Genomic DNA, 14348 nt, shown 5'->3' with positions numbered 1-14348 from the left:
AAAGAGAAAAGGAAAAGAATATGAAAAAGGAAGCTCAAAAAAAGCCAATAGGATATAAAAAGCTGTCATTAGGGCTAAAGAATGATATGCCAATATTGATTATGATGCTGCCAGGCGCTGTGTTAATATTATTATTTTCATATTTACCAATGTTTGGCATTATCATTCCGTTTAAAGATATTAATATGCGAGATGGCATTTTAGGAAGTCCCTGGTGTGGATTGCAAAATTTTGAATTTTTATTTAGAACTGAAGATGCATGGCTTATAACAAGAAATACTATTGGATATAATGTGATTTTTATAATTATAGGTACTTTTTTAAATGTTTCAATTGCGATAATGATGAGTCTATTTAGTAGCAAACGAGCTTCAAAAATATATCAAACTATTATTATTATGCCGTATTTCCTATCTTATGTCATTGTTAGTTATTTAGTGTTTGCATTCCTAAGCATGGACAATGGTTTTTTAAATAAAACCATATTGCCCATGCTGGGGATTGAACCAATAAACTGGTATACTGTTCCGGAACAATGGCCGTGGATTTTATGTGTAGTAAATTTCTGGAAATGGACTGGCTATAGCAGTGTTGTATATCTTGCTGCAATTGCGGGAATTGATGTCCAGCTTTATGAAGCGGCTGAGATAGATGGTGCAAATAAGTGGAAGCAAATTATACATATTACATTGCCATCTTTAAAATTATTAATAGTTATTCAGACCATATTATCAATAGGAAAAATACTAAATTCAGATTTCGGCCTGTTTTACCAGGTCCCTATGAATTCGGGAGCATTATATTCTACTACCAGTACAATTAATACATATGTTTATAACAAGATGATATCTGGAGGTGCAAAAACCTTGGGAATGTCATCTGCAGCAGCGTTTTATCAATCTGTGGTTGGTTTTGTACTTGTTTTACTTGCAAACATGATAGTAAATAAAGTAGACCCTGACAGTGCATTATTTTAGAGAGGAGGAGTAATATGCATAAAAACATTAAATTAGAGACATTCTTGCACGCATTTTTTCTTGTGTTATGTGCCTGCAGTATTATTCCTCTGCTTCTTGTTATAAGCGTGTCTTTGACAAGTGAATCAGGAATTGTATCAAAGGGCTATACTTTGTTGCCGTCAGAGTTATCCACAAATGCATATGAATATATATTTAAAAACGGTAATAGTGTTGCAAGAGCATATGGAGTAACTATTATAAACACAATAACAGGCGCAGGTATATCCACATTGCTCACTGCATTATTTGCATATGGACTTTCAAAAAAGGATTTTAGATGGCGTAAGATTTTCACATTTTATGTATTTTTTACAATGCTTTTTAATGGTGGAACTGTGGCTTGGTATATTGTTTGCACAAAGTGGCTGAATTTGTCTAATACAATATGGGCAATGATATTGCCGTATTTAATGAATGCATGGAATATTATAATATTACGAACATTTTTTTCAACCACAATTCCTGATGGAATTATCGAATCAGCAAAGCTTGACGGAGCAGGTGAATTTAGAATTTTCTTTCAATTGGTTTTACCTATTTCTCTGCCCGGCATAGCAACAATTGCTTTATTCCAAACCTTGGCATATTGGAATGATTGGTGGCTGCCGTTGTTGTTTATAACTGAGCCTAAGCTTTATAATTTACAGTTCATACTTCAAAATATGATGAACAATATTCAGAAAATGTCTGAAAATAGCAACTATGCACTTTCAACTGGAGCCATGGATGTTCCTTCAGAAAGTGCAAGAATGGCTCTTTGTATTATTGCAACAGGCCCTATATTGTTTGTTTATCCATTTTTCCAAAAATATTTTATACAGGGGCTGACTGTAGGCGCCATAAAAGGTTAATATAAAATGAAAGGAAGTGTTAAAAATGAAAGTAAACAATAAACAGATAATAAATATTATGTTATGCATATGTTTAATAGCTTCTTCTGTAATGTATATTTCACAGTCGACTTATGCTTCCGGTGTGGAAGAAATTTGGCAGGCTGTTATGGATACAGAGGTTAAAATTGAACAGGGGTGGGATTACACCAGCGGAGCACCAATTTTAAACTCTGCCTCGTTTCAAAATGGCAAGTGGGTTTCAGAGTGGGCATGGGAAACAGGTGAAGGAAGAATAGGTGATATTACTGATGAAGGCTTTAAGCTTTACGATTTAAAATCTAAAAAGCATTGGTGGGGACCATATCATAAGCTGAATGATACAGCACCTAATATGGAATTTGGTGATTCGGTTCGTATCACTATGGATTTTTCAACAAATGAGATTAGTAAAATTACTAATAAAATGCAATTATGGCTTCGTTGTCTTGAAAGTGATGGCAATGGGTATTCGTTATTTTCAGTAAGAAATGGTGATGGAAATACTACCGGTACATATAAACCATATACTGCAAGTATTGAAGAATACTGGATAAACGCCAATGAACTTGTTGGTTCATTATCAGATAATACGAGCTATAAAATTACTATCATTGCACGCCAAAGTCTGAGTGGAGAGGCATATGATTTGTCATATACACTTAAAGATCTAACCAATGGTACAACTGTTGCAAAGGTTACCCAAAATGAATATAAATTTTTTGACCCATCAAAAATAAGAGGTCTTGGATTTAAGGTGCAAAATGTAAATGTTGATAATGAATCCTCTGATGTAATAGGTTCAGGAGAGCAATTCCTTACAGTAAAGAGTTTAAAAATGGAAAAATCATCTAACAGCTCCTTGCCTGTAGCTACGTTTACACCTGAAAACGGTGCACGACCTGTGCCCATAGACACAAATGTTGTTGTGAAATTTGACAAGGAAGTTGAACCGTTTACAGCAGATAATGTTTCAATAACAAATGGTGCAAGTGTTGTAAGTGTTGAAATGGATGAAAATAACATGGGTGCGGTTATCAATCTTGCAAATTTACAAAAGAGATCAGAATATACTGTTACGCTGAGCAGAATAGTACAAAAATACGGAACTACTGAAAATGAATACAGTACAAGCTTTATAACTGGTGAAGATATATATTTTGGTGACTTATATAGAAGTCCTAATAAAATAGAAGATAATTTTGATAATTTTGCGACTAAGGCAGAAATTGACTATGGTAATTTTGCAGACGACAAGGAGTGGAAAGCAGGTAAATTATGGGCATATGAGATAGGATATGAAGCTGATTATAATCAAGGGAATACATATGATTTTACTGCAGACTCTGCTAATACATTGATTGAAGGCAAAAATGGTATGTTAGTTGCATATAATAACTATTTTAAGGATAGCTCAACTGATACAAGAAATTTGCGTCAAGCTGTCTGCAAAAAAATTCCATCTATTGATGTAAATCAGCATCAGGATTTAATAATCTCAATGGATATCTGGCATTCTGGCAGACAATGGATTAACAATCCATATTTTGGGATTTCATTGGCAAATTCAAAAAACACATGGAATAATAGGGTAATATATGCTATGGCTAACGGTGGAAGTGTATGGCAGGCGTTTTCATGGGGCCCAACTCTTGAGACAATAGACTATAATTTGTGGACTGGTGCTATTGATGGTGAGCTTGTAAATGTTAGCAACGATTGGGAGGTTAACGGCTGGCGCACTGAAGGTTGGTGTAGATTAATAGCAAGCTTTCAATACAATGAGTCGTCACAAAAGTATGATTTAACAATGACATTAAAGGGTCTTGATAAACAAGGTGAGGATAGTTACACAATAGAGGGAATTGACCCTGCTGCACTTGCTGAATATGATACAATCAGACTGATACAGGGTAAAAATGAGGGATTGCTTGGTGGAAACGAAAAAATAGAAATCGCCAAAATAGATAATTTTAGTGTTCAAGTTGGAGATGGAACAGATTCTTTGATTACGGGAACTAACAGCTTAAAGTTAGATTATAAGAATTTTGGAGATACACCGACAGATTTAAGGGCATTCGTGACAGTTTTTCATAAAGATGACAATATCTTAGAAAGTTGCAGCACAGAGGTTGTTACATTAAACCCAGGAGATGGAACCATATATCTCCCTGATGTAGAGATTGATGATTTATCTACCAATGAATTAAAGGTATTTCTATTTGATGACAACTGTGCACCTATGTCATCCGTAAAGCAATTTAATCAATAAAGGATATGTTGGTGAGGAAGGAGCAATATAATGAGATGTAGTATAAAGCTTTTTATTATAGCTTTTTCATTCCTTGTGGCGGGCTGTGGATGCATACAGCCTGCCTTGGCTAAGGAATTTGCATATATGGATGAAAATATGTATGGGGTTGCAACATCGGAATATTTTGTTAATAATCATTGGGGCGGAACAGGAGAAGATTACGCAAACGGTGAAGTTTGGGAGACAGGCTGGGGAAGCCAAGGCTTTTTTGAAAATGCAGAGGATGAAAGCGGAATGATTATTCAGACATCTGCAACCTGCGAAAATCCAGGCAATGCAGACATTGCAATTTCAAAAATATTTACTGTAAATGAAAGTCTTACAGGTCAAGAGGAGCTTAATTTTACCTTTGAATTTAATACATTTGGTATTGATGATTTGGAAAATGGAGCAGAGATTTGGTTTTGCTATACAAACGCATTGGGAAGACTGCCTATGATGAAGATAGGTATGAATCAGAGTGGATATTCGGTTGGATTTGCAAGTTCGGATTCTGGTCTATTTATGGGAATTGTTCCGGACAATGATACTGGTGTGACTATTGAAAAAAACAAATCATATGTTCTTAAATTAAGTATGCGTCCTAATAAGCAAGGTAACAGTAGATTAGCCTGTGTCTTAGAATCTAATGGAGAGAGAAAAGTTGCAATTGTAGAAAATTGGGAACTTGCAGCTATTGAAAGAATGCAATCTACAGGAGTGGTTTCCATTTTTGTAAAGCAAGACATGAGAGCTAAAACACCCGTACAGCTTTTAAATTTAAAGCGTGTTAAGATTGACGGATACAGAGAGGACGTAAAGCTAAATACAACATTTGTACCTAATGACGGCGCAAAGGATATCAGAGTAGACCAAACCTTTTCAGCAGAATTTGAATCTGCTGTGAATGAAATTATGCCTGAGCAGATTTCTGTAACAGGTGAGGGCTTTAATGGATCCGTTGAAAATTTAAAGATGGAAAATGACGGGAAAAAGGTTGCCTTTAATATAGCCGGATTGAAATCAAACTCGACCTATACAATCACATTATCGAATGTTTATGAGCAAGGCACTGAAACTGCATTTGACTATACATGGAGTTTTACAACAGGAGATTCTATTGCATTTGGAAGAGCGAGATTGAAGAACGGTGGAGATTTGACATTGGGACAGAACACGGTAGTTGTACCATATACAAACAGCGAAAATACAGCATTTGATGTATGTGCAGTAGTAGCGGTTTGCCAGGGAGCAAATAATAGATATAAAATAGTTGATGCGTTTATTGAGGAGTTTACACAAATTGATGGTTTAAACGGAAATTTAGAATTTGATGTAACGCTTGATTCAAATACCGACAGATTTATAAAAATATTTATGCTTAAGGATAAACAAACTCTTATTCCTATGGCAACAGAACAGCTTTTGTATACAGCAAATTAGGTCGTGGAGTAATTTGAATTGTTAGTTTGTTAAAATTATATGTGTGGTAAAATTTATACGCAGGAAAGGTAATAAAATGAAAAGATTTTGCGCATGGGTTTTAATATCTGTACTTTTTTTGTGCTCCTTCGGTGGTATTGCGTATGCAGAAAATAATAATATTGATGTTTATGTTGATGGAGTAAAACAAGATTATGTGGGCATAACCAGTGATGGAATACCATTTTTGCCGATGGAAGAAAGTTTTGATTCGATAGGTATTATAGATGCAGAGTATTTCCGTGATGAAAAAAAAGCAACTGCTACATGTGGAGAGGGAGCTGTGGAAATTCTTATTGGCGAGAATTATGCTACTGTACATTTAGTACCCATAGAGCTGTCTGCTCCTGCTTATGATGATAATGGAGTTATGATGATTCCGGCTGAATTTATAGAAAATGGACTTAGTGGAACATATAGCTATGATTCAGTGGAAAATAAAATATTTATAACTAAACCCTCTAAAGTCGTACCTGATGCTTCTACAAATAAGGATGCGTACTATAAAATGCTTTTGGAAAATGCCAAGGCAGAAAATCAGATATTAGAAGAGGATTTAGAAGGCAAGGATTGTCCGTTGCAGAGAGGATATAAAGGCGGTGAATGTGCAGATAGCCTTTCATACGAATTGAATGTACCGATTACCTCTGCACCGGATGAATCAATATTAGATTATGGTATAAGTCTTGAAACAACAGAAAAAATAGAGGAGTCGTATCAGGTTCAATGGTGCGTTGGTGTAACAACAAGGCCTGGTGGAGCTGATGATGTTAAACTTGATTTTAATCCAGGCGATATAGGTTTAGTTTCCTTTTGGGCAAAAGCTCTTGACTGGGGCGGAGATGAAAGTGGTGTAGCAAGAATTTGGTTTGATGTAGATGGAGGTAATGCACATAATTTTGATGTTTTAGGACGTCAAGAGTTTTTAATAGGCGAGGAATGGAAACAGTATTATATGCCTATATATCTATTGGACGAAAATTCAAATACATCGTTTTTAAAATCAGAAATAAGATTTGTTTTTAATCTCGGATTCAATAAACAAACAATTTTACTAACATCTCTCAAAGCATATAAACTTGAAGGCGTGACACTTGATGAGTTGTTACCTGATTTAAAGGTCTATGAGGGTATGGAGGAGGATGCGCTTTGGAGAAAAGAGGCTTTAAGGAGAATTGATAAATATCGTATGAATGATTTTACTGTCACGGTAAAAGATGCTTTAGGAAATCCCATCAGCGATGCAAATGTACGTGCAGATATGACGAAGAACGAGTTTTTGTTTGGAACCTGCATAGAGAGCTATGGTATAAATCAACTTGACACTCCAGACGGAAGAAAATATTCAGAGTTAATATTAGAAAATTTTAATACCATAGTACCCGGAAAAACAAAATGGCTTGATACGGGCGAGGATGATGGTGCACAGGCGATTCGTCTTGCAAACTGGGCATACGAGAATGGACTTAATTTTAAAGGGCACACAGCTTTTTGGGAAGGTGATGGGGTTATGCCTAAATTCTTATCCGGGAAGCCACGGTATATGAATTATGCAGAGATATATGATATTTACACAAAGCGTATAGCCGAATGCATGTTGCCTTTTAAAGGAAAAGCTGTACAATGGGATATTATTAATGAGATTACATACAATTCATATGATGTTTGGAAACCTCATGGAATAGAAATTTATGCAGATATGTTTAAGCTTGCTCACGAAATTGACCCTGAATGTAAATTATACATTAACGAAACAGGATATAATGGCGACCGACCATATAATAGTGTGGAAAGCTTTAAAAACGATAAAATAAAAGCATTACAGGATTTAGGTGCAGAAATTGACGGAGTTGGAATTCAAGGACATTATGTTAGAGCTATATATCCTCAGATGATATATAATGAGCTTGATAGCTTGACAGAGTACACAGATGAATTTACAATTACAGAATACGATTTAGATCCTCCGGATGAGGCTGTTAGTGCTCCGTTTTTAAGGGATATGCTTATTTTGACATATAGCCATCCAAAGGCGGCGGGTTTTATTATGTGGGGATTTACTGACAAACAACACTGGAAGGCAAATGCCCCTTTGTATGATGAGAATTTCAACCCAAAACCGGCTCTTGCTGAATGGCAAAGATTAGTTAAGGATGAATGGATGACTCACGAAAGCGGGGATACCGATTTAAAAGGCCAATGTGTTTTTAGAGGGCATAGAGGAGATTATATAATTACTGTAACAGTAGGCGAAAATACCATTGAGGTACCCTTTAAATTAGTTGAAAGCGGAAGCAATAAAATAATCGTCACATTAGATGGTGACGGTATGAGTGCTGATGTTTCAAACGCACCGTCTGGACCATGTGAAAAGATTGACGAAATATCATATACAGCTGTGTTAGAAAATTCCTTATATCCTCAGATAGAAATGATAGACCAATTAAAGCCTATTGTTACAGAGGATTATAGCAACTCATTTAAAAGCAGTGTTATTGATGTAAGTAGATATTCATCTGACGCAGAATGGTTAAAAGGAGATTCTTGGGGTACCCTAAAAAGTCAAAGAGCCCTTTTTGAGTTGTTGATAAATGATAGTCAAGGTATAAATTTTCAAAGAGTAGATGGTGATAGGAATCAGACAGCATTTGCCAAGAGAATTTGGCCAGAGGGGTTAAACGGAAATGAAGAAATACACTTTGAATTTTTATTGGATAGGCAAAGATTAGATGGAAATGAAAATATAGAACTAAATTTATATTTAGATAATTCGCAAGAAACCTCCGGTAATAAAAGAAAGGTTTTATATTCTATTTCATCATCAGATGGAGTTGTAACAGAGTCATATTTTGGAACGCAAATGTCTCATGGAAGTTTTTGCCTGCAAAGAAATGCAGGTCAATCACAATCCCAGATTGAAAAAATGCACATTTCTCTTATCCCGAGAGAGAACGGAGGATATACGGGAAAGGTTAAAATCACAAATCTTGACGGTGAGTTGATTTATGAGGGGCAATGCGATTATAGCGCTGATGTAACCAGTAGTGTTACTATGTCAAGTGAAATTTACGGAACAGATATGTTGCGTTGGGAATTTATTCAAAATAGTAGCAATACCAATCAAGAAGTAAACATTATAGGTATAAAAAAGCTCGATATATATACTAATGAGCAATCGAAATTGGATATTCAAATTGATGATATTTCTCGCGTTAGTGAAGATTTTAATCATTTTGATATTCCGATATTTGATGATAATACAACAGGGCAACCTAATGATTGGCAGTTAAATTTATACGGTGATGAGGAAGAGGCTCAAACATTGCTATCTTCTCAAAGCGACAGACTGACCATTAACTCAGGGGTTATAAGCACAGAGGGGGCTGAAATAAGCAGTTTTCTTTCAAAGGAATTTACACCTATAGAACAAGGTGAAAATTTAATATTCAGTACCGATATATGTTTTGAAAACAGATGGGCGGACTACACTCATTATACCGATTTTGCCATTTCGCTGACAAACAGCAGCAATGATGACGGTAATGTTAACATTATAAAAAGAGGTTGCGGAGAAAATGGTACAAAATTATTTAGCTTAGGCAGTGACAATGTTTTTGGCGATTATTCCTGCAGTGAAGATGTTTTACAGTTTAAAAATAATACTTGGTATAGTTTATTTGCAATTCTGCGTAGTAATAATCAGAATGGATACAATATACACGTAATTTTGTCAGATATGAAGAGTGGAGAAAAGCTACAGTATATAGAAAATAATGTTATATCCTATGACGACGCGAGAGGATTAGATGGTATATGTATAGCCGCACGAACAAAAGGAGCTGTTAGCGAAAGTATACCACTTACATCCGTAAGAAACCTGAAATTAAAAACTAAGGATTCAACAGATACGATTCGTAAAGGTATAAATGAAATTTTATTTTCTATTGATAACAATTCTAACGAAGATAAAACAGTATCAATTATTCGTGCTTCAAAGAAAAACGGCGTGTTAGTGGACTATGTGATAGAGCGCACACATGTTAAGGCTGGAGAATCTTCAACTGCTAACCTTATGCTTGTAAATGATGGGGAAACAGTGAATGAATTATTTATACAGGATGGAATTGATAATTTAATGCCTAAAACACTAAAAAAAGAGTTTGGCACGGTACAGTAAAAAAGGAGTTAGTCTATGAAACGTATTTTATGCTTGTTTATATCAATGATCATTATTTTAATGACTATGCCTTGTTCTATAATGGCACAGAAGAGCCAAACCATGGTTTATATAGATAATGTCTTATTAGATTTAGAGCATCCAGCTGAGATAAAAGATGGTATACCATACATACCTCTAATTGAAACATTTTTTGCAATGGGCGTTCAAATGTCTTATGATGAAAAGGAAAATGCGTACGTTGGCTATGGCAACAACGGTGAAATTGAGGTTGTAGTTGGCGAGGATGTAATATATGTTGATTGGGTAAATATTAAACTCCCTGCAGAGATATATGTTTCAGAAGATAATACTGTTATGATACCAGCATATGCGGTTGAAGATGCTCTTAAAACAGAAACATATGTTTATGATGAGTCTAAAAATATAATTTATCTTGTAAAGCCGGAGCTTGAATTTAATGAGGCCATGGAGTTCAATCTCGCCAACGAAGTTCGTAAGTTAGGCGAAGGAGAGCAAATTTGTGATGATGAGCCTTTATTTAGATTGCAGCCTGACAATGGTGATAAATATATAAAAATGGAAGAGGTAGATGTATCGGCAGAGGGAATGCCGTTTGATAGAGCTATTCAAATAGAAACATTACCACTTGAGGGGAATCAGGTTCCGGTTTCAAATTATAGCATACAAAAGGTTGTAAATAATGTTGGAGGAGATTTTGACATCGGTGATGTGGGAATCATGACATATTGGGCTCGTGCAACCAAGATAACAGACGAAACTGGTTCAGCTGGATTACGTATGTGTTATGAAAGGACAGAGGACTATCATAAGTTAAGCGCACAGGGCGATGGCTCTGTTACAGTTGGAACAGAGTGGAAGCAGTATTATGAGGTTTTATGCAATCAAAGATATGCAATTCCAAATAATCGCTCAAGATTGTGTATTGGTGTTGGTTACAAGCCTCAAATAATACAGATTGCTGGTCTTAAAATTGTAAATTATAAGGATACTGTAGATTTGGAAACGCTTATGCCAAACTCAGGCGATACATATAAAGGCATGGAAGAAGATGCTCTATGGCGCAAGGAAGCAAATAAACGAATAGAAGAATATAGAAAAAATGATATGTATATTAATGTTGTTAACGAAGATGGTGAGCCCTTAGAAAATGTTAACATCAATGTTGATATGACAAAAAGTGAGTTTATTTATGGCGATACGGTTATGCGGCGTGAATATATGAATCTTGACCCTGAATTGGAAAGCACAAGGCTACAAAATGAATTCTATAGTGAATATCTCAATACTATTATAGATTCATTCATCAAGTGGGCTGTTTCCTATGTTAATGATGGGCGAGATGCAATTCAGGTTGCAAATTATGCGCTCAGTACGCTGAAAAAACAAATAAGAGCTCACTGCTTGATGTGGGATGGTGTATATCCAGGGGAATATAAAAATATTGCGGACATGCCATATGAAGAAATATATGATATTTTTACAGAAAATACAATTAAATATATGTGGGCATTTAAGGATAAAGCCGTACAATGGGATGTTTTAAATGAACCATTTGATTCCAATGTGATTAGAAACAAATATGGAAATACATTATTTGCTGATATGATGAAATTAGCAAAGAAAATAGACCCTAATACACCGCTCTATGTTAACGAAACAGGTATGGAAGGAAAGAATTCGAAGGATGAATATACACGAGATGAAGGAGCGGCTAATATTATAGAGGCTTTCTTAGATGAGGGAGCGCCTATTGACGGAGTTGGAATACAAGCGCATTGTACAAATTTAAAATACCCTCAAGGTTTTTATTGGCAAATTGATACATTTGCAAGATCTGTTAAGAATTTAGCAGTAACTGAGTTTGATTTATATACAATGGCAGATACTGAGGCCTGTAAGCAATATATGGAGGATATAATGCGTATAACATATTCTCATCCAAAGGCAACAGGGTTCTTGATATGGGGACATTATGATCCAAATCATTGGAGGGCAGATTCTAATTTCTATGACAAGGATTATGTTGCAAAATATGGCCACGAGGTTTGGCAAAAGCTTGTGTTAGATGAATGGTGGACACGGGAAAGTGGCACAACGGATTCTGAAGGGAACTTTAGTGTTAGAGGGCATCGTGGTGATTATGACATTACGGTTGAATACAATGGAGAAAAGGAATCTATACCATTTACACTTGTTCAAAGTGATAATGACATCGTAGATAATAGAATAGATATTATAATTAAGAATGATGGAACAATAAATGGCACAGTAACTAACACTCCAAAACCTCTACCAACACCTATTAAATTTGAAACTTTATCAGAGGCTTATGCTGATTTTATGGCAAGATTCGGAAATGACGAAAACCCAATTTATATAGCTGACAGTTATTCTGATATGGGAAAACAGGTATTGGAAACATATGATGGGATAGAAAATACATATTATGAAAGCCAAAATGAAAATCATTGGGTCAGATATGAGCTTAGCGACCAGACCTATTCGGGCATAATTTCTATTGAGTGGAAACAAGACTCAAATGAAGCTGCTCATGAATACGAAGTGCTTGTATCAGACGATGGTGTTGAATGGGAAAGTATATATACAGGGCGCAGTCGAAAAATAAATACCGTTGGATACGAAAGCACAAAATATCTCATGATTAAATATGAAGGCGGAAACGGATTTGGTATTTCTGAGGTTACTGTAGATGCATTAAAGGAAGGAACGAAAAGCAATGAGTAAAATTAAGAAAGTTGTGGCAGTGATAAGTTCAATAATGTTGACAAGTGGAGTGTGTGTGTGTGTATACGGAAATGGACAGGCTGAGCCATCTATATCTAACACAATTACTGTTTCTCAAGATGGAATGGTTCAAATTGATATTCCGGAAACAGAGAATAAATTCGGGAAAATTGTATACGTTTTTGAACCCGGCACTGATCTTTCAGGGGGACTTTCTGCAGAAAATTTAAATAAAGCAATTAAGATGGAATTAGTCAGTGGCAATAGTTTTAGCTTTATGTTAGATTCAAATGCACCATATGGTATCTATAAGGTTGTGTTTAGTGAGGAAGGTGTTAATAATATAGCGTTGTTTTCTTACACAGAACCGGGAATAGAAGCTGCTGCTGTTGAAGCCTTAAAAATGGCAAACGAACAGAATATCTCAGGAATATTGGAGCAATACAATAATTATGCTTATTTGATTGATATACCTGCCGATGAGAGTAAAAAAGAAGAGGTTTCAAAGATAATGTTTAATGTGATTAGAGAAAATGAAATTTCAAGCTCCTATGACATTGAATTAAATTATAATACAAGTCTTGCAATATACGAATTGCGGACCTCTGATGCTTTGGAAACAGAAAATATTTTGCGCCGTAATGTTCAAGATTGGGGCTGGGATATTTTAAGTAATACTGATTACACTGATTACATAAGTGAAAACTCAGAAAGATTTGCATCACTGCGTAACGGAACAAGTCTTGTGAGCCTTGAAGATGTAAGAGGAACACTCGATGTTGCAATAGCGCTTACAGGGTTTGATAATGCATTACGTAGTGAAAAAATAAGCAAGCTTCAGGAATATAACCACATTTTCAATTTAGATTTTTCTGGTAAGTTTACAAACGCTAATATGGTAACACTTAATAGGGAATTAGATGGTCATAGCGTTGAAACCGTAGAGGACGTAAAAAAATTGTTTAGTGCTGCTGTTGATAAATCGGTTGCTGTGAAGGATCCTGTCGTATATCCCGGCGGCGGCTCAAGTGCCGGCGGTGGTGGTGGAGCAGGCATTATTGGTGGAATCAATAATAGCTTTGATATTGAAACAACAGATGATAATGTGATTGATGCAGATACGATTGAGGAATTAGTCGGTAAAGATTCAATAAAATTTTTAGATATATCTGATTTTGAGTGGGCAAAAAAAGAAATAGAATATTTAGCATATAACAACATTATGACAGGTGACGGAAATGGTATGTTTCGTCCCAATGAGGCTATAACAAGGGAAGAATTTGTAAAAATTTTAGTATCAGCATTTTCTCTTAAGGCACAGAATAAAGAGGTAAGTTTTTTAGATGTAAATCATGATGCGTGGTATTATGAAAGCTTGGCAATCGCCACAAATAAAAACATTATCAATGGTATCACTGAGGAATACTTTGGTGTAGGCGAGGAAATTACTCGTCAAGATGCAGCGGTTATATTATACAGACTTATAGAAAATGAGGGATATGTTTTAACATATATGCGTGAAAATATACAATTTGACGATAATAATAATATTTCCCAATATGCATTATTTGCTGTCGATTCTCTTTATAGGGCAGGAATCGTAAATGGAGTAGATAATAATAAATTTATGCCAAATGGTTTTATGAATCGTGCAGAGGCAGCAAAAATGCTTTATGGAGCGTTGGAGCATCTTTTGCTTATTAAATAATTTAATAGGTCTATATGGTATAAAAATGATA

General features: G+C 35.4%; 7 protein-coding genes. All 7 read left to right on the top strand.

Annotation, left to right across the window (positions count from 1 at the left end; translation table 11 throughout):
* Nucleotides 1-20: 20 nt before the first annotated feature.
* Nucleotides 21-977 (top strand): ABC transporter permease, encoded by a 957-nt coding sequence (locus INF28_RS10575; RefSeq protein ID WP_226393429.1) that lies wholly within the window; start codon nt 21-23, stop codon nt 975-977.
* Nucleotides 978-991: 14 nt separating this feature from the next.
* Nucleotides 992-1870, top strand: a complete 879-nt coding sequence (locus INF28_RS10570; RefSeq protein WP_226393428.1) for a carbohydrate ABC transporter permease — start codon at nt 992-994, stop codon at nt 1868-1870.
* Nucleotides 1871-1895: 25 nt separating this feature from the next.
* Entirely contained in the window at nt 1896-4160 is a 2265-nt protein-coding gene (locus tag INF28_RS10565) for an Ig-like domain-containing protein (RefSeq protein ID WP_226393427.1), read from the top strand.
* 126 nt (nt 4161-4286) lie between these two features.
* A complete protein-coding gene (locus tag INF28_RS10560; protein WP_226393426.1) occupies nt 4287-5624 on the top strand; it encodes an Ig-like domain-containing protein in 1338 nt (445 codons plus the stop codon).
* 76 nt (nt 5625-5700) lie between these two features.
* Nucleotides 5701-9840 (top strand): endo-1,4-beta-xylanase, encoded by a 4140-nt coding sequence (locus INF28_RS10555; RefSeq protein ID WP_226393425.1) that lies wholly within the window; start codon nt 5701-5703, stop codon nt 9838-9840.
* A gap of 15 nt (nt 9841-9855) precedes the next feature.
* On the top strand, nt 9856-12609 hold the full coding sequence (locus INF28_RS10550) for an endo-1,4-beta-xylanase (protein ID WP_226393424.1): 2754 nt from the start codon (nt 9856-9858) through the stop codon (nt 12607-12609).
* Nucleotides 12602-14317 (top strand): S-layer homology domain-containing protein, encoded by a 1716-nt coding sequence (locus tag INF28_RS10545; RefSeq protein WP_226393423.1) that lies wholly within the window; start codon nt 12602-12604, stop codon nt 14315-14317. Before INF28_RS10550 ends, INF28_RS10545 begins: the two co-directional genes overlap by 8 nt.
* The last annotated feature ends 31 nt before the right edge of the window (nt 14318-14348 follow it).

Origin of the sequence: Ructibacterium gallinarum (assembly GCF_014982785.1) — a bacterium.
Classification (GTDB): Bacteria; Bacillota; Clostridia; order Monoglobales; family Monoglobaceae; genus Ructibacterium; species Ructibacterium gallinarum.
This window is presented reverse-complemented; position numbering and strand designations above follow the sequence as displayed.